The 17,415-nt window shown below is 56.5% G+C and carries 16 protein-coding genes; 10 read left to right on the top strand and 6 right to left on the bottom strand.

The genetic code is table 11. From position 1 onward, the window contains the following. The first annotated feature begins 178 nt into the window (after window positions 1-178). Window positions 179-424 carry a sulfurtransferase TusA gene (gene tusA, locus ACMYSO_RS12375; protein ID WP_434582674.1) on the top strand — a complete coding sequence of 82 codons (246 nt, stop codon included), beginning with the start codon at window positions 179-181 and terminating at the stop codon, window positions 422-424. Window positions 425-533: 109 nt separating this feature from the next. On the opposite strand, the gene zntA is transcribed toward tusA, so the two are convergent. Both zntA and ACMYSO_RS12365 read right to left on the bottom strand, forming a co-directional pair. Further along, entirely contained in the window at window positions 534-2,732 is a 2,199-nt protein-coding gene (gene zntA, locus ACMYSO_RS12370) for a Zn(II)/Cd(II)/Pb(II) translocating P-type ATPase ZntA (RefSeq protein ID WP_434670667.1), read from the bottom strand. A gap of 78 nt (window positions 2,733-2,810) precedes the next feature. Further along, window positions 2,811-3,437 carry a lysoplasmalogenase gene (locus ACMYSO_RS12365; protein ID WP_434670665.1) on the bottom strand — a complete coding sequence of 209 codons (627 nt, stop codon included), beginning with the start codon at window positions 3,435-3,437 and terminating at the stop codon, window positions 2,811-2,813. 141 nt (window positions 3,438-3,578) lie between these two features. On the opposite strand from ACMYSO_RS12365, the gene ACMYSO_RS12360 reads away from it, so the two are divergent. Next, window positions 3,579-3,938 (top strand): DUF2500 domain-containing protein, encoded by a 360-nt coding sequence (locus tag ACMYSO_RS12360; RefSeq protein WP_434670664.1) that lies wholly within the window; start codon window positions 3,579-3,581, stop codon window positions 3,936-3,938. A 9-nt stretch (window positions 3,939-3,947) separates the two neighbouring features. Here ACMYSO_RS12360 and ACMYSO_RS12355 read toward each other — a convergent pair whose 3' ends face one another. Then, window positions 3,948-4,226 (bottom strand): DUF1145 family protein, encoded by a 279-nt coding sequence (locus ACMYSO_RS12355; RefSeq protein ID WP_434670662.1) that lies wholly within the window; start codon window positions 4,224-4,226, stop codon window positions 3,948-3,950. Further along, a complete protein-coding gene (rsmD, locus tag ACMYSO_RS12350; protein WP_434670660.1) occupies window positions 4,216-4,812 on the bottom strand; it encodes a 16S rRNA (guanine(966)-N(2))-methyltransferase in 597 nt (198 codons plus the stop codon). Before rsmD ends, ACMYSO_RS12355 begins: the two co-directional genes overlap by 11 nt. Window positions 4,813-5,003: 191 nt before the next feature. On the opposite strand from rsmD, the gene ftsY reads away from it, so the two are divergent. From ftsY to rpoH, 4 genes are all read left to right on the top strand, one after another. Further along, entirely contained in the window at window positions 5,004-6,635 is a 1,632-nt protein-coding gene (ftsY, locus tag ACMYSO_RS12345; protein ID WP_434670658.1) for a signal recognition particle-docking protein FtsY, read from the top strand. A gap of 2 nt (window positions 6,636-6,637) precedes the next feature. After that, the gene (ftsE, locus tag ACMYSO_RS12340) at window positions 6,638-7,306 is read left to right on the top strand and encodes a cell division ATP-binding protein FtsE (RefSeq protein ID WP_123757278.1); all 669 of its coding nucleotides are present in this window, start codon (window positions 6,638-6,640) and stop codon (window positions 7,304-7,306) included. Continuing rightward, window positions 7,299-8,357, top strand: coding sequence for a permease-like cell division protein FtsX (ftsX, locus tag ACMYSO_RS12335; RefSeq protein ID WP_123757279.1), 1,059 nt, complete (start codon window positions 7,299-7,301; stop codon window positions 8,355-8,357). The genes ftsE and ftsX overlap by 8 nt, the downstream gene beginning before the upstream one ends. Window positions 8,358-8,617: 260 nt before the next feature. After that, the gene (rpoH, locus tag ACMYSO_RS12330) at window positions 8,618-9,472 is read left to right on the top strand and encodes an RNA polymerase sigma factor RpoH (RefSeq protein ID WP_123757280.1); all 855 of its coding nucleotides are present in this window, start codon (window positions 8,618-8,620) and stop codon (window positions 9,470-9,472) included. A 51-nt stretch (window positions 9,473-9,523) separates the two neighbouring features. Here rpoH and ACMYSO_RS12325 read toward each other — a convergent pair whose 3' ends face one another. Then, entirely contained in the window at window positions 9,524-11,047 is a 1,524-nt protein-coding gene (locus ACMYSO_RS12325; protein WP_434670656.1) for a PLP-dependent aminotransferase family protein, read from the bottom strand. A gap of 118 nt (window positions 11,048-11,165) precedes the next feature. On the opposite strand from ACMYSO_RS12325, the gene ACMYSO_RS12320 reads away from it, so the two are divergent. The 3 genes from ACMYSO_RS12320 to livJ all read left to right on the top strand — a co-directional run bounded on the left by ACMYSO_RS12320 (window position 11,166) and on the right by livJ (window position 15,182). Then, window positions 11,166-12,431, top strand: coding sequence for a 4-aminobutyrate--2-oxoglutarate transaminase (locus ACMYSO_RS12320; protein ID WP_434582686.1), 1,266 nt, complete (start codon window positions 11,166-11,168; stop codon window positions 12,429-12,431). A gap of 145 nt (window positions 12,432-12,576) precedes the next feature. Further along, window positions 12,577-13,821, top strand: coding sequence for an aromatic amino acid transport family protein (locus ACMYSO_RS12315; RefSeq protein WP_434670655.1), 1,245 nt, complete (start codon window positions 12,577-12,579; stop codon window positions 13,819-13,821). Between the two features lie 257 nt (window positions 13,822-14,078). Then, window positions 14,079-15,182 (top strand): branched chain amino acid ABC transporter substrate-binding protein LivJ, encoded by a 1,104-nt coding sequence (livJ, locus tag ACMYSO_RS12310; RefSeq protein WP_434582688.1) that lies wholly within the window; start codon window positions 14,079-14,081, stop codon window positions 15,180-15,182. Window positions 15,183-15,346: 164 nt separating this feature from the next. On the opposite strand, the gene panM is transcribed toward livJ, so the two are convergent. After that, a complete protein-coding gene (gene panM, locus ACMYSO_RS12305) occupies window positions 15,347-15,730 on the bottom strand; it encodes an aspartate 1-decarboxylase autocleavage activator PanM (RefSeq protein ID WP_434670654.1) in 384 nt (127 codons plus the stop codon). A 545-nt stretch (window positions 15,731-16,275) separates the two neighbouring features. Between panM and livK the strand changes: the two genes are divergently transcribed. Continuing rightward, window positions 16,276-17,385 (top strand): high-affinity branched-chain amino acid ABC transporter substrate-binding protein LivK, encoded by a 1,110-nt coding sequence (gene livK / locus ACMYSO_RS12300; RefSeq protein ID WP_434670653.1) that lies wholly within the window; start codon window positions 16,276-16,278, stop codon window positions 17,383-17,385. Window positions 17,386-17,415 lie beyond the last annotated feature (30 nt).

The following is a 17,415-nucleotide window of genomic DNA, read 5'->3' as shown; positions in this document are numbered from 1 at the left end:
ACCCAATAAATCAATACTCGCGAGCGATGTGCCTGCGCGCGTGTACCAGTATGAAGCGGCAGAATGATACTGCGTTGCGCGGGTATTGCAACGGTTGTTTTTCGCGCAAACGTTAACCTGACTTGCGCAGCGCAAAAGTGGCGGTAAACTAGGGCCGTTTTGTTGATGTGAGATGAAAATGACCGAACTTTTCTCCAGTCCTGACCACACGCTGGATGCTCAGGGCCTGCGTTGCCCGGAACCGGTAATGATGGTACGCAAGGCCGTACGTACCATGCCGGTGGGTGAGACGCTGTTGATTATCGCCGACGATCCGGCGACTACCCGCGATATTCCAGGGTTTTGCCGCTTTATGGAACATGAGCTGGTTGCCGAGGAAACTCAGGCGCTGCCTTACCGTTACCTGATCCGCAAAAGCCACTGATTTGCTTCAGGCTTCCCCGGAGGCGGTGCTGCGCACCTGTCCGGGCTACCTGACTGCACAGCCTGTAGCCCGGGCAAGGCGCATCAAGCGTCGCCCCGGAGCTTGCCACTTACTTCTGACGTAACAGTCGCAGAGCGTTCGCGGTGACCAGCACCGTCGCGCCGGTATCCGCCAGCACCGCCAGCCACAGCCCGGTTAATCCAAGCAGGGTGGTAATAAGGAAAATCCCCTTCAGCCCAAGCGCGATGGCAATGTTCTGCCGGATATTGGCGTGAGTGGCGCGGGCCAGGGTAATCATCTGTGCCAGGCCGGTTAAACGGTTATGGGTTAAGGCGGCGTCGGCGGTCTCCAGCGCCACGTCGGTCCCGCTGCCCATGGCGATACCGATGGTTGCGGCCTTCATTGCCGGGGCGTCATTAATCCCGTCGCCAACCATTGCCAGCGGCGCCTCGGCGTTGAGCGCCGTCACCGCCGTGACCTTATCGGCAGGCAGCAGCCCGGCGCGGAACGCCAGCCCCAGCTCCCCGGCAATCGCCGCTGCCGCGCGTGGATTATCTCCGGTAAGGATCACCCCTTTGACTCCCAGACGATGCAGATCGTCGACCGCCTGACGGGCGTCGTCGCGGAGCGTGTCCTGCAACGCCAGAATACCCAGCAGCGTCTGCCCGCGTTGCACCAGCACCACCGTCTGCCCGGCGTTTTCCAACTGCTGGATCTGCGACTCATGGTGCGGCGCACTGCCGTTACCCGCTGCGCAAATCAAGATTCGATGGCCGTCGACCTCGGCTTCAATTCCGGAGCCTGCCAACGCGCGCTGGTTGCGGGCCGAGGGGATCACCAACTGGCGCTGCTGTGCTTCCCGCACAATGGCCTGCGCCAGCGGATGGCTGGAGCCTTGCTCCACCGCCGCTGCCAGCGCCAGCAGACTGTTTTCATCTTCATCGCTCAGCGCGATGGTGGCGGTGACGCGCGGCCGGCCGACGGTCAACGTTCCGGTCTTGTCAAAGGCGACCTGGCGCACCTGTCCCAGCTGTTCCAGTGCCGCACCGCCCTTAATTAACGCCCCGCGACGGGCTGCCACGGCCAGCCCGGAGGTAATCGCCGCCGGCGTGGAAATAACCAGCGCGCAGGGGCAGCCGATCAGCAGCAGCGTCAACCCTTTGTAGATCCACGGCAGCCATGCAGCGCTAAAGAACAACGGCGGGACGATCGCCACCAGCAGGGCGACGACCATAATGGCTGGCGTATAGACCCGGCTGAAGCGATCGATAAAACGCTCAATCGGCGCCCGACGCTCCTCGGCCTCTTCAATCAGCTTCAGAATACGGTCAATGGCGCTGTCGCCCGGTTCAGATATGACTGTCAACTGCACTAGTCGATCGACGCTGGTGGCGCCTGCCGCCACGCGCTCGCCTGAGCGACGTTCGACCGGTACGGATTCACCGGTTAACGCGCTTTCATCGAAGCTGGCAAACGGCGTCAGCAGTTGGCCATCGGCGGGTAAACGGCCGCCGGCGGCGACTTCAATCACGTCGCCGGGACGCAAATCGCGCTGGACGACGGTTTGCCGCTCGCCGTTGCGTACGCGAATGGCGGTATCGGGTTTTAAGGCCATCAGCGCGCTCACGCCCTGGCGGGCACGGCTGGCGGCCCAGCCTTCAAGACGTTCGCCAATCAGAAACAGCAGCAACACCATCGCCGCCTCGGCGGTGGCGCCGATAAACAGCGCCCCGATGGCGGCAACGCTCATCAGTGTTTCAATGGCAAACCAGCTGCCGCTGCGGATCAAGCGTATGGCCTGGCGTGCGACAGGCCACAGTCCCACGAGGGTGGTGGCGATGAACGCCAGCTCGCCCAGCGGGTGGTTGAACTGTTCCAGGCCCCAGCTCAGCGCCATCATCAGCACCAGCGTCACCAGAGGCAGGTTTACGCGCAGACGTGAGACCTTCGGCACCGGGGCGCTTTCATCGCGTAACGTATAGCCTGCCGCGCGTACCGCACTTTCAATACGGTCGCGGACGTCGCCATCGGCGTTCACCAGCAGCTTTTCGGTGGCAAATACCACCTGAACCTGGCTGACGCCCTCGACCTGGCGCACGGCGGTTTCTACCTTGCGGGCGCAGGCGGCGCAGTCCATCCCTTCGACTAACCAACGGTAACGTGCTTCGTTGAACGGGGCGTTTTCAGGCGGCGTGGCGGTAGCACAGGCGGACTCCGTGCAGCAGCTGTCAGCCTGCGCAGTCACTGGTTTTAATTTGAATGACGAGAATTGCGGGACTTTTTTATCCTGAGCTTCTGGAGTCGACATGAGACCCTCCGGGTAATGATAATTTTCTCATTACCCGAAGGATACACTCTGGAGTCGACTCCAGAGTCAAGCGATTAATTACAGGTACAGCGCGCGGACAATCAGGAAGTGGCCGGCGAAGTAGAAGGCGGCAGCAATCGCGTTATCGGCGCGGAAGCGACGGCGATAGTGGCTGATCAGCCAGACGATATTGCTGAGCAGCAGGAATGACGCTCCCGCAAAGCCCGAAAGCGCGGTATCCGTCGGGCGGAAGAACCACAGCTCGCCGGCCAGCCAGACCATCACCAGCGTCATACCGATAAAGGTAAACACCGGCATCCGTAGCTCCTCAAGCCGGCTCCAGATCACCGCCAGCAGCAGGGCGCCGATAACCAGCAGGACCAGCGGCAGCGGCCAGAAAAATGACATCGTCATCTGGCTGGCAAACCAAATGGTATAGAGCAGGTGCGACAGGAAAAAGGCGCCGACTGCATACATTATCCGCTGGCGTGGCAGCAGCGTTAGCGCATCGCCCAGCAGCGACGCGCACAGTCCGGCGAGCACCAGATAGCTGATGGCATTGAACATCGGCGCCTGCCAGGCCAACAGCAGCAGCAGGATCAGGGTGACGGGTTTAAAAACCCAGCGTTGCCACGTGGGGCCGCGATAGGATGCATCGACAAAAAGCCATGCGGAGAAACAGACAGCAATAAACGACCAAAGCATAGTAAGTCCTTGTATCTGTTATTATTAAGTGATTGGTGTATTGACGGTACTGAATTCTAGTGTAGTGGTTCGGAGCGGCAGATGACAATGTTAATCAAGGCGCGGTATGCTTATTCCTGAGAATTCTTATGGGTTAGATGAATGAGTAAGGTACCGCTGTTTTTTGTCGTCGTCGTCGCCATTATTGTGGTGGCCGCCTCGCTGCGCTATGTGCAGCAACGACGGGAAAATATGAATAATGACGCCGCGCCAGTGCTGCAAAAGCGGGTGGTGGTGAGTAACAAGCGGGAAAAGGTGATAAACGATCGCCGTTCGCGCCAGCAGACCGTGACGCCTGCCGGCAGCGATATTCGCTACGAGGCCAGCTTCCGGCCAGAGACCGGTGGGCTGGAGGTCAGTTTTCGTCTTGAAGCCGCGCAATATCATGCGCTGTGCGTCGGCGACCGGGGGATGCTGAGCTTTCAGGGCTCAAGGTTTGTCGCGTTTACGCCAGAACCCTGAGCCGGTCTGTCATTTCTTACGCAGCGTGGCCTTGAGCTTTTTCTGCCAGGCCACCAGTTCGAACACGCCAAAGACAAAAATGCGTATCTGCTCAAAGCGCCCGAGCGGCGGGGCATCTTTCGGCTGGGTGGCTTTCAGCAGCGTCAGCTGCAGGCCGTGCATCAGGATCATAAAGATCAGCGCGACGTTAACGAAAATATTCAGCGGCTTCGGGAAAGGCTGAAACAGGTTTAATAACAAAAACGCCCACACGCACAGCATCAGCACGCGGCCAAAATTAATCAGCATGATTTTCTCCTTGTGCCTCACGTTGGTAGAGACGGTAGGCGACCTGTCCGGCCACTTTTTCACGATACAGATGCCAGTTGACCGGCACCGGCGGTAAGCCATTTTCGACTTCGCTCTCGACGTAGACGAGCGCTTCATCGGCGAGCCAGCCGTTATTTTCCAGCAGGCGCAGCGTCTCTTCCAGCAGTCCTTTGCGGAACGGCGGGTCGACAAACACGATCTGGTGCGGCGTGCCGGGCTGATTCAGGTAGGTGAGCGTGTTCGTATTGACCACCTTGCCGTGAGCCGCTTTCAGCGTCACCAGGTTTTTTTGCAGCTGTTGGGCGACGCCGCGCTCCATTTCCAGCAGCGTGGTATTTCCCGCATAGCGCGAAAGCGCTTCCAGCCCCAGGGCGCCGCTGCCGGCGAAACAGTCGAGGCAGTGCGCCTGCGTCATGACCGGCGCCAGCCAGTTAAACAGGGTTTCGCGGACCCGGTCGGTGGTCGGGCGCAGGCCCGGGCTCTCCGGCACCGGTAATTTTCGGCCTCGCCATTGTCCGCCAATAATGCGGATCTGGCCGCTGCCTGCGTGGTTTGGTTTCTTCATCTCTTTGCTCAGGTCTCCACTTTCAGCCCGCTATTCTAGCGATCGAACGCGGATGACGAAACCTTAATCCGGGGGCGGTGATGCGAGTTAAGTTAAGTGATAGACTATCCGACTAATTTCATCATTTTTCAGCTTCCGCGCGTGATATGCCGAAGCTGTGCCATGAATAAACAGCGGGAGTGTCGTCGCAAATGGCAAAAGAGAAAAAACGTGGCTTCTTTTCCTGGCTGGGCTTTGGACAAAAAGAACAGGCGCAGGAAACCGAAAGCGAACAAAAAGTAGAAGGGCAGGACGAGGTTGTCGGGCAGCATCCGACAGAGACGCTGCCTGAGCAGACGGTTGCGACGCCAGAAGCGGATGCGGTTAACGCACCGGCGGTAGAAAAAGAGGATCCGGAGACCTTTGCGGCCGACGTTGTGGAGGTCACAGAGCAGGTGGTTGAGCGCGAGCTGCCGCCGGTGGTTGAAGACGTCGCGGTTATTGAAGAACCTGCTGTCGACGTGGCGCCGGTTGAAGACGTCGCGGTGGTTGAAGAGCCTGTGGTCGATGAGCCTGTAGTCGATGAGCCGCAGGTTGAAGAGATCGCGCTGGTTGAAGAACCAGAACCCGTGGTTGAAGCGCCTCGGATTGAAGAAGTTACTGTTACCGAACCGCTGGTCGAGGCGAGCCTTGCCCAGCCGGTTGTGGCGGAAGCGGTAGTCGACCTCGCGCCGGAGCAGGTGATGGCTGAGCCAGACGCCAGCGTTGCCGACGATGCGGTCATCGAAGAAGAGTCAGAACCAGCGCTGTCTGATGAAGAACTGGAAGCCCTGGCGCTGGCGTCACAGCCTGTTGATGATGAGCACGAAGAAGAAGAGACCCAGGCGGAAGAGACTGCCCAGCAGGAGCAGGAAAAACCGACCAAAGAGGGCTTCTTCGCCCGGCTGAAACGTAGCCTGATTAAAACCAAACAGAACCTCGGTTCCGGATTTATCAGTCTGTTCCGCGGTAAAAAAATCGATGATGATCTGTTTGAAGAGCTGGAAGAGCAACTGCTGATTGCCGATGTTGGTGTGGAAACGACCCGCAAGATCATTACCCATCTGACCGAAGGCGCCAGCCGTAAACAGCTGCGCGACGCAGAAGCGCTGTATGGCCTGCTGAAAGAAGAGATGGGCGGCATCCTGGCGAAAGTCGATGAGCCGCTGAATGTTGAAGGGAAAACACCGTTTGTTATTCTGATGGTTGGCGTCAACGGCGTTGGCAAAACCACCACCATCGGCAAGCTGGCGCGTCAGTTCGAGCAGCAGGGTAAATCGGTGATGCTGGCAGCGGGAGATACCTTCCGTGCCGCGGCGGTCGAGCAGCTGCAGGTCTGGGGCCAGCGTAACAACATTCCGGTCATTGCCCAACATACCGGCGCGGATTCCGCATCGGTTATTTTCGATGCCATCCAGGCGGCGAAGGCGCGCAACGTTGATGTGCTGATCGCCGATACCGCCGGCCGTCTGCAGAACAAATCGCATTTGATGGAAGAGCTGAAGAAAATCGTCCGCGTGATGAAAAAACTGGATGAAGATGCGCCGCATGAGATCATGCTGACCATCGATGCCAGCACCGGGCAAAATGCCATTAGCCAGGCCAAACTGTTCCATGAAGCCGTTGGACTGACCGGTATTACGCTGACTAAACTGGATGGCACCGCGAAGGGGGGCGTTATCTTCTCCGTCGCCGACCAGTTTGGTATTCCGATTCGCTACATTGGCGTCGGTGAACGTATTGAGGATCTGCGTCCGTTTAATGCGGGCGACTTTATTGAGGCACTTTTTGCCCGAGAGGATTAATCATGATTCGCTTTGAACAAGTCAGCAAAGCCTATCTCGGTGGGAGACAAGCGCTGCAGGGGGTAGACTTTCACCTGCAGTCGGGCGAGATGGCATTTCTGACCGGCCACTCCGGCGCGGGGAAAAGTACCCTGCTTAAGCTTATCTGCGGTATCGAGCGGCCGAGCGCCGGGAAAATCTTATTCGGCGGCCATGATATTAGCCGTCTGAAGAGCCGGGAGGTGCCGTTCCTACGGCGCCAGATCGGCATGATTTTCCAGGACCATCACCTGCTGATGGATCGTACGGTGTTTGATAATGTGGCTATCCCGCTGATTATTGCCGGCGCCAGCGGCGATGATATTCGTCGCCGTGTGTCGGCGGCGCTGGATAAAGTCGGGCTGCTGGACAAAGCGAAAAACCTTCCCATCCAACTCTCCGGTGGTGAACAGCAGCGCGTAGGGATTGCCCGCGCGGTGGTGAATAAGCCAGCGGTACTGCTGGCGGACGAACCGACCGGTAACCTCGATGAGGCGCTCTCGGAAGGGATTTTACGTCTGTTTGAGGAGTTCAACCGCGTAGGGGTAACGGTTCTGATGGCGACGCACGACCTGGGGCTGATCTCCAGCCGCTCGTATCGCATGCTGACCCTGAGCGACGGTCATATGCATGGAGGCCACTGGGGTGAATAAGCGTGACGCAATAAATCAAATTCGCCAGTTCGGCAACAGGTTCGATCGCCTGCGTAACGGTGCTGGTGCGGGCGGTGGTGGCGGGCGCAATGCGCCGAAGCGGCCCAAAGCGACGCCAGCCCCGGCTTCCCGTAAGAGCAACGTCTTTAACGAACAGGTTCGCTATGCCTGGCATGGCGCGGTTCAGGATCTGAAAAGCACGCCGCTCGCGACCTTCCTGACGATCATGGTTATCGCCATCTCGCTGACGCTGCCAAGCGTCTGCTACATGGTGTACAAAAACGTCAATACCGCAGCAGCGCAGTATTATCCTACCCCGCAGATCACCGTCTACCTTGAGAAAACGCTGGATGACGATGCAGCGGCGCGGGTTGTCGGTCAGCTGCAGGCGGAGCAAGGCGTTGAGAAGGTTAACTATCTGTCGCGTGACGAAGCGCTAGGGGAGTTCCGCAACTGGTCTGGCTTTGGCGGCGCACTGGATATGCTGGAAGAGAACCCGCTGCCGGCGGTGGCGATTGTGGTGCCGAAGCTGGACTTCCAGGGGACCGAGGCATTGAATACGTTACGCGATCGGGTGACGCGTATTCAGGGCGTCGATGAAGTGCGCATGGATGACAGTTGGTTCGCGCGTCTCTCTTCCTTAACGGGATTAGTAGGACGCGTATCGGCCTTGATTGGCGTGTTAATGGTTGCTGCCGTGTTCCTGGTGATTGGCAACAGCGTGCGTCTGAGCATTTTTGCGCGCCGCGACACCATTAACGTGCAGAAGCTGATTGGCGCGACCGATGGATTTATTCTGCGTCCGTTCCTGTACGGCGGGGCGCTGCTGGGCTTTTGTGGCGCCTTCTTATCGCTGATTCTGTCGGAAATCATGGTGATGCGTCTGTCGTCAGCGGTGACCGAAGTGGCCCAGGTGTTCGGAACGAAATTTGAGCTCAGCGGTTTAGGCTTCGACGAGTGTCTGCTGATGCTGATCGTCTGCTCGATGATTGGCTGGGTCGCGGCCTGGCTGGCTACCGTCCAACATTTACGTCACTTTACCCCCGATTAAAAAAAGTCTGGTATAATCTTTCCCTGCACTGATGAATGTCTCTCTGCAGGGAAAGAGTCCCTGTTGTCTCTTCCCTACGCTTTCATATCCATGTCACATTTTGTGCGTAATCTATTCACATCGTTGCATGGAACTTGTGGATAAAATCACTGTCTGATACTAATGTGGGTGATATTCTCGTTGCTCATAAATGCTGGCATGTTTGTTGCCCATGTGATGGGAAGCCACCGCGCCAGACGATATCGATTGAGAGGATTTGAATGACCAAAGATATGCAAACTTTAGCTTTAGCCCCCGTTGGTAACCTGGAATCGTATATCCGGGCTGCGAACACTTGGCCGATGTTGTCGGCTGATGAAGAGCGGGAGCTTGCTGAAAAGCTGCATTACCAGGGCGATCTGGAAGCAGCGAAAAGGCTGATTCTGTCTCACCTGCGCTTTGTTGTTCATATTGCTCGTAATTACTCGGGCTATGGCCTGCCGCAGGCGGATCTGATTCAGGAAGGCAACATCGGCCTGATGAAAGCCGTGCGTCGTTTCAACCCGGAAGTGGGCGTGCGTCTGGTTTCCTTCGCCGTGCACTGGATCAAGGCTGAAATTCACGAATACGTCCTGCGTAACTGGCGTATTGTGAAGGTCGCAACGACCAAAGCGCAGCGTAAACTGTTCTTTAACCTGCGTAAAACCAAGCAGCGTCTGGGCTGGTTTAACCAGGATGAAGTCGAAATGGTGGCCCGCGAGCTGGGCGTGTCGAGCAAAGACGTGCGTGAGATGGAATCCCGTATGGCGGCGCAGGACATGACCTTTGACATGTCGTCGGACGACGAGTCCGATAGCCAGCCGATGGCTCCGGTGCTCTATCTGCAGGATAAAACCTCTAACTTTGCCGACGGCATTGAAGATGATAACTGGGAAGAGCAGGCGGCCAACAAGCTGACCGATGCGATGCAGGGCCTGGACGAGCGTAGCCAGGACATCATCCGCGCCCGCTGGCTGGACGAAGACAACAAGTCGACGCTGCAGGAACTGGCCGATCGTTACGGCGTGTCGGCTGAGCGCGTGCGCCAGCTGGAAAAAAACGCGATGAAAAAACTGCGTATGGCTATCGAAGCATAACGCGACCGCGTGAGCACTCGCCTCTTCGCAGGCACCTGATAACGCCCCACATTACGTTGGGGCGTTTTGTTTTTCTGCGCCTTCTCCGTTGGCCAGCACCTCGGGACATAACGTCTGCAGGCACTCCAGCAGAACCTGGAAGGCCGGCTCCATTTGCGTCTCTGGCAGGCTGGCAAACCCCATCAACAATCCCTTTTTACGCCGGGCCGTCAGGTAGTAGCGCGACAGCGGGCGCACCAGAATATGCCTGGCGTTGGCCATTTTGGCGATCGCCACATCATCCGCCTCGTCCGGCAGATTGAGGATCAGATGCAGGCCGGCATTATCGCTGAAATCTGACAACGCCTGCGGGTTGCAGTAGCGTTGGATGAGCTCCGTCAGGCAGGCGCGACGGCGGCTGTAAAGCAGGCGCATTCGGCGAATATGGGCGGAGTAGTGACCGGCATTAATAAACTCCGCCAGCGCCATCTGAATCAACGAGTGGCCGCCGCGGTAAAGCTCGGCATGGGCGTTTTTAAGATCGCCAATCAACGGCCGGGGTAGCACCACATAACCCAGCCGCAGTCCGGGATAGAGGGTCTTACTGAAGGTGCCGATGTAGACCACTGGCGCATCGGCGACCAGCCCCTGCAGCGCCGGGATCGGCTGGCCGGAAAAGCGAAACTCACTGTCGTAATCGTCTTCGACGATCCAACTGCCGTGTTGACGCGCCAGCGCCAGCAAGCGCTGACGACGCGCCAGCGTCATCACGGCCCCCAGCGGATACTGATGCGACGGGGTGACAAAAATCAGGTGCGGCGCCTCCTCAACCGTCTCCGGGGGGCACAAACCGTTGGCATCGACGGTCACCGGCTCGATCCGCACATCATTCATCCCCAGCACGTGGCGTATCCCCCAGTAGGATGGCTCTTCCACCCAGGCCAGGTCGCCGTTGTCACAGAGCATGCGCGTCACCAGGTCAATAGCCTGGTGGATCCCTTCGGTAATAAGAATTTGATCTGCCTGGCAATGCACACCGCGGGATACTCTGAGGTAATCGACGAGCGCCTGTTGCAATTCCGGCGTGCCGCCATTGCAGCTGTAGCTCAATCGCTCAGGCTTCGGGCGCCGGCTGATGCGGGCCTGAATCTTGCTGAACAGCGGATGGGGAAAGGCGTTGACGTCCGGCACGCCGGGGATAAAAGCCCCCCACTGACGCGGGCTGGCGCTGACGTGCGTGAGCAGACGCTGGCCGCGACGGGATAGGTAGGGAGTCGGTGCCGGGGGGCTGCTGTTTATATCGGTTTTATCAGCAGAATACGAGGCATCATGGCCTATTTTTGCGACAAATGTACCGCTTCCCCGTCGGGAAATAACATATCCTTCCGCCAGAAGTTGTTCATAAGTTGTTAATATGGTGTTTCTTGAAACGCCGAGCTCTCCGGCCAGATCTCGTGAAGGCGGCAGGCGGCTGTGGGGCGGTAAAGAGCCGTCCAGAATCGAGCGACGGACCGCGTTATATAAGCGTTTGTGCAGGAGTGGATCGGACTCTTCCTGCAATCTGACCAGCACCAGGTCGCCGACGAGTGAACGCAATTGGATCCCTCAGATAATCTAAATTGGTACTCGATTATAGGGCCAACTCCTGTGTAAATAAACGACATAGTTTCGAAATTGTTGCGATAACGTGACACACATGACAGGAGATTCGAGGGTGAAAAGTTCAGAACTGAATCAACGTCGCCAGCAGGCGACGCCGCGCGGCGTAGGCGTAATGTGCAACTACTTTGTTGAGAAAGCAGAAAATGCCACGCTGTGGGATGTGGAAGGCAATGAGGTGATCGATTTTGCTGCCGGTATTGCCGTGCTCAACACCGGCCATCGTCACCCGAAAATCGTTGAGGCCGTCGCACAGCAGCTGCAGGCTTTTACCCACACCGCGTATCAGATTGTCCCGTACGAAAGCTACGTCTCTCTGGCCGAGCGTATTAACGAGCTGGCGCCGATCGATGGCCCGGCAAAAACCGCGTTCTTCACCACCGGCGCTGAAGCCGTAGAAAATGCGGTGAAGATTGCCCGCGCCTACACCGGCCGCCCGGGGCTGATCACCTTCGGTGGCGGTTTCCACGGTCGTACCTTTATGACCATGGCGCTGACCGGCAAGGTCGCACCGTACAAAATCGGTTTTGGTCCATTCCCGGGGTCGGTGTATCACGGGGTCTACCCGAATGCTGCCCACGGTATTACCACTGCTGATGCTATGAAGAGCCTGGAGCGCATCTTTAAAGCCGATATTGGCCCGGACCAGGTGGCGGCGATTGTCCTCGAGCCGATTCAGGGCGAAGGTGGTTTTAACGTCGCGCCGCCAGAGTTTATGCAGGCGCTGCGTACGCTGTGCGATACCCATGGCATTCTGCTGATTGCCGATGAGGTGCAAACGGGCTTTGCGCGTACCGGGAAGCTGTTTGCCATGCAGCATTACGATGTGAAACCGGATCTGATGACGATGGCGAAAAGCCTCGCCGGTGGTTTCCCGCTCTCTGGCGTTGTTGGCCGTGCCGAGGTGATGGACGCTCCGGCACCGGGTGGACTTGGCGGTACCTATGCCGGTAACCCACTGGCGGTGGCGGCGGCTCATGCGGTCCTCGATGTGATTGATGAAGAGCAACTGTGCCAGCGCGCGGAGCAACTCGGCAGCCATCTGAAAGAGGTGCTGCAGCAGGCGCGTCAGCATTGCCCGGCGATTGTTGATATTCGTGGTCAAGGATCGATGGTGGCCGTCGAGTTCAACGATCCGCAGACTGGCGAGCCATCACCGGAGTTTACCCGCCAGATCCAACAGAAAGCACAGGAAAATGGCCTGCTGCTGCTGAGCTGTGGCGTTTATGGCAACGTTATCCGTTTCCTGTATCCGTTAACCATTCCAGACGCGCAGTTTACTAAGGCACTGGATATTCTGGCGCGCATCCTCAAGGGATAACACGCCACACGCCTGTGCGGCGGCAGGGAAGCCGAATAAAACAGGATGCTGCACAGGGGTTTTCGTTCTCAGCGTGAGTGGCTTATCACCCTGATATCACCTTTTTTCCGGCGGCGCAGATCGCCGGAATAAAACGGAAAATATTATGTCTGAAAATTCCACCTTTTCCTCGGTTCTGACGAACCGGGAGCGTACTGCTGTACCTACAAAATCCCTCAGTTTCGTTGAAGGGGTGTCGATGATCGTCGGGACCAACATCGGTGCCGGGGTATTGTCCATCGCTTATGCCTCCAGTAAGGCCGGTTTTCTACCGTTGCTGTTCTGGCTGATTATCGTCGGCAGCCTGACCACCATTACCATGCTTTATGTCGCCGAATCGACTCTGCGTACCCGCAAACATTTGCAGCTTAGCGGACTGTCGCACCGCTATGTCGGGCGCTTCGGGGCGTTGATGATGTTCCTGTCCGTATGTGTGAACAGCGTCGGCGCGTTGACCGCCTATATGACCGGCAGCGGCAAGTTACTGCATTCGCTGTTCGGCATCTCCCCGGCTATCGGCAGCGTGCTGTTTTTTATCCCGGCGGCAGGCGTGCTCTATCTGGGGCTGAAGGCGATTGGTCGCGGTGAGAAGTTTATCAGTATCGGCATGGTGGTGATGATTGCCGTGCTGGTTACCGCTACCTTACTCAAAGATACAACCCAGGTCAGCTATCTGCTCGACGGTAACTGGCTGTACATGGTGCCGGTGTTCAACGTCGTCGCCTTCTGTTTCTCGGCGCAATATATTGTCCCGGAAATGGCCCGTGGGTTCGCCGATAAACCGGAGAAGCTGCCGAAGGCCATTATGGTCGGTATGGGGCTGACTTTTGCTCTGCTGGCGCTGGTTCCGCTGTCGGTGATTGCGCTCAGCGGGCTGGATAATATTTCCGATGTCGCGACCATCTCCTGGGGACGGGCGCTCGGTGAGTGGGCCTTTTTCTCTGCCAACCTGTTTGCCCTGTGCGCCATGCTGACTTCCTACTGGGGCCTGGGAGGCAGCTTCCTGACCAATATTTTCGACCAGTTCCGTCTCGGGAACGACGAACAGCCGGTTAAACGCCTGATGGTGCTGGTGGTTGTCGCGGTTCCGCCTTTTGTTCTGGCCTACAGCGGGATGGTGTCGTTTGTGAATGCGCTCTATTTTGCCGGGGTGTTTAGTGGAGTGATTTTGTCCATCATGCCGATTCTGATGCTCAAAGGCGCCCGCCAGCGTGGTGATATTACCCCGGGCTGGGTGTGTCCGGCGGCGATAACCCATCCGCTTATCCAGACCTTCATTGTGTTGCTGTATCTTTGTAGCGCCGTTTACGCAATAGCTTCCGCGTTGGGCTACCTGCCCGCCGGTTGGTAATCTGGCGACTTGACTCCACCGCGCCCGGTTGATCCTGGCGCGGTTTTTTATTTGTCACTTATCTGTTACATAGCCCGCAATTTTGTCATTTCAAATTCTCCTGAATGACGGTATGTTTAGCATAGTGTGCTGCAAAAGCGCAGGCGGCAGACCTTAAAATAGGCGTCATATGCTTTTCTTATGACTCAAATTAGAATAATGCGCTAAAAAACAACATCACAACAAATGCAAAAACCATAATAATGGGGAGCCTCAGGATGAACATGAAGGGTAAAGCGTTACTGGCAGGATGTATCGCCTTGATTATGAGCAATGCCGCGCTGGCAGAAGACATCAAAATTGCCGTGGTTGGCGCGATGTCTGGTCCGGTAGCGCAGTATGGCGACCAGGAGTTTACCGGTGCCGAGCAGGCGGTTGCTGATATCAACGCCAAAGGCGGGATCAAAGGCAATAAGCTGCAGATTGTTAAGTATGATGACGCTTGCGACCCGAAACAGGCGGTAGCGGTTGCCAACAAAGTGGTTAACGATGGCATTAAGTACGTTATTGGCCACTTATGCTCTTCTTCTACCCAGCCAGCATCCGATATCTATGAAGACGAAGGCATTCTGATGATTACGCCAGCGGCGACGGCTCCGGAGCTGACCGCGCGTGGTTATAAAATGATTCTGCGTACCACCGGCCTGGATTCTGACCAGGGTCCGACGGCGGCAAAATATATTATCGAGAAAGTGAAGCCGCAGCGCATCGCTATCGTTCACGACAAGCAGCAGTATGGTGAAGGCCTGGCCCGTGCGGTACAGGATGGCCTGAAGAAAGGCGGCGCGAACATCGTCTTCTTTGACGGTATCACCGCCGGTGAGAAAGACTTCTCCACGCTGGTTGCACGTCTGAAGAAAGAAAATATCGACTTCGTTTACTACGGTGGCTACCACCCGGAAATGGGGCAGATTCTGCGCCAGTCACGTGCCGCAGGCCTGAAAACGCAGTTTATGGGCCCGGAAGGCGTGGCCAACGTTTCGCTGTCTAACATCGCCGGTCAGTCCGCTGAAGGCATGCTGGTAACGAAGCCGAAGAACTACGATCAGGTACCGGCGAACAAACCGATTGTTGACGCGATTAAAGCCAAAAAACAGGATCCGAGCGGCGCGTTCGTCTGGACCACCTATGCGGCAATCCAGTCGCTGGATGCTGGCCTGAATCAATCCGCAGACCCGGCAGAAATCGTGAAATACCTGAAGGCAAACTCTGTTGATACCGTGATGGGGCCGCTGTCATGGGATGCGAAGGGCGACCTGAAGGGCTTCGAGTTCGGCGTGTTTACCTGGCATGCGGATGGCACCGCCACCGACGCCAAATAATTTAACCTTCGCCTTTCACGCTACAGGTGTGTTGGCTGTGCTGCTCATCCCCGGTCACTTACTAATGTAAGTGACCGGGGATTTCGACGCTTGCCGCCTGCCTGTAGCATGAAATCCTCGGTTAAATGAATGGTCATGCTATCGCCCGGATACCCGGGATGTTCTTAACGTTTTTCCCAGCCGTCCTGCTGTGCGCTAAAGCCCAGCGCCTGCATAAATGCCGACATTACCGACTTGTCTTCTACGCCAGCTGCGTTGACCCGCCAGCGGCCGATCTCCGGGTTATCTTGCAGGATCTCTTCCACCAAATATTGCCCGACGCCACGTCGACGGGTGACTTCGCGTACGCAGAGCGCGCTGAGCTCGCCTGCATCGTCACTTAACGTCACGCGCACGGCAGCCAGCAGACGCTCGTTAAAACGGGCAGCGTAAATCCGGTGATGGTCGTCCAGCGGGATCGCGTCGAGATCCTGTGACGGCCAAATTTTCCCTAAGTCGATGCGATCCTGTTCGCTGAAGCGCGGTAATCGAATAATGGTCAGTTTCATGCACAGCTTGCCCCGTCAAAATGAAGGGCTCAGTGTACCTAAATTTGCCGTCAGGCAGGGCGCTGTTTTTTTCCTGTTCATTAGGGGATTCGTTTTCCTGGGGTGATCAGAGTAGCGCAATGCGTCATGGATCGAAAAATAAGCAGAATTTTAACCTAATGTGCAGCGTTTTATTCCGCCTTATGTATCGTTATATTATGCTGGGAACGGGACTTTTTTTGTTTATCTTCGACTTATTTCAGAATATTATCTTCGCTTAATAGCCTGAAATATAGAGATTTTACTCTAAAATAAGGCAAAAACTTCGCTAAACCCTTAAAGACAATGGTAAAAGTAGCGTTGTTTAATAAAAGCACAGAATGCTTTTTAACCATAAAAATACAAAATATATAAACCCTAAATAATTCGAGTTGCAGGAAGGCGGCGACGCAGAGAATCCCCAGGAGCTTACTGAAGTAAGTGACTAGGGTGAACGAGTACAGCCAACGCCCATGCAGCTTGAAGTATGACGGGTATACACCACATCACGAACGGGGTTCTGCAGCATGAACAGGAACGCGAAAACGATTATTGCGGGGTTTGTCGCACTGGCGATGTCGCACACGGTTATGGCCAAAGATATTAAAGTTGCGGTTGTCGGCGCGATGTCCGGCCCGGTCGCTCAGTGGGGCGACATGGAGTTCAACGGCGCGCGCCAGGCAATCAAAGACATCAACGCGCAGGGCGGCATTAAGGGCGATAAGCTGGTTGGCGTTGAATTTGACGATGCCTGCGACCCGAAACAGGCCGTCGCGGTAGCGAACAAAATTGTTAACGAAGGCATCCAGTATGTCATCGGTCACCTGTGCTCTTCTTCCACCCAGCCCGCTTCTGACATCTACGAAGATGAAGGCATTCTGATGATCTCCCCGGGCGCCACCAACCCGGAACTGACGCAGCGCGGCTACCAGTACATTATGCGCACCGCTGGTCTGGACTCTTCCCAGGGGCCGACCGCCGCGAAATACATTCTGGAAAAAGTGAAGCCGCAACGTATCGCCATCATCCACGATAAGCAGCAATACGGTGAAGGTCTGGCGCGTTCCGTCCAGGATAGCCTGAAAAAAGCCAACGCTAACATTGTCTTCTTCGACGGCATTACCGCTGGTGAAAAAGACTTCTCGGCGCTGCTGGCCCGCCTGCAAAAAGAGAATATCGATTTCGTCTACTACGGTGGCTACTACCCGGAAATGGGGCAGATGCTGCGCCAGGCACGCTCCGTGGGCCTGAAAACCGTGTTTATGGGACCGGAAGGCGTGGGTAACGCATCGCTGTCTAACATCGCCGGTACAGCTGCAGAAGGCATGCTGGTGACGATGCCGAAACGCTACGATCAGGACCCGGCGAACAGTGCCATCGTCGAGGCGCTGAAAGCAGAGAAAAAAGATCCGAGTGGCCCGTATGTCTGGATTACTTACGCTGCTGTGCAGTCGTTAGCCCAGGCAATGGACAGAAGTAGCAGCCAGGAACCGCTGGACTTAATTAAAGATCTGAAAGCTCACGGGGCGAAAACCGTGATTGGGCCGCTGAATTGGGACGAAAAAGGCGATTTGAAGGGATTTGAGTTTGGTGTCTTCCAGTGGCATGCAGATGGATCATCCTCTGTCGCCAAATAAGATGCGTTATCCCACCGCCCGCATAAAACG

The organism is Klebsiella sp. B345, assembly GCF_051131735.1.
In the GTDB taxonomy this organism is placed as follows: domain Bacteria; phylum Pseudomonadota; class Gammaproteobacteria; order Enterobacterales; family Enterobacteriaceae; genus Klebsiella.
This window is presented reverse-complemented; position numbering and strand designations above follow the sequence as displayed.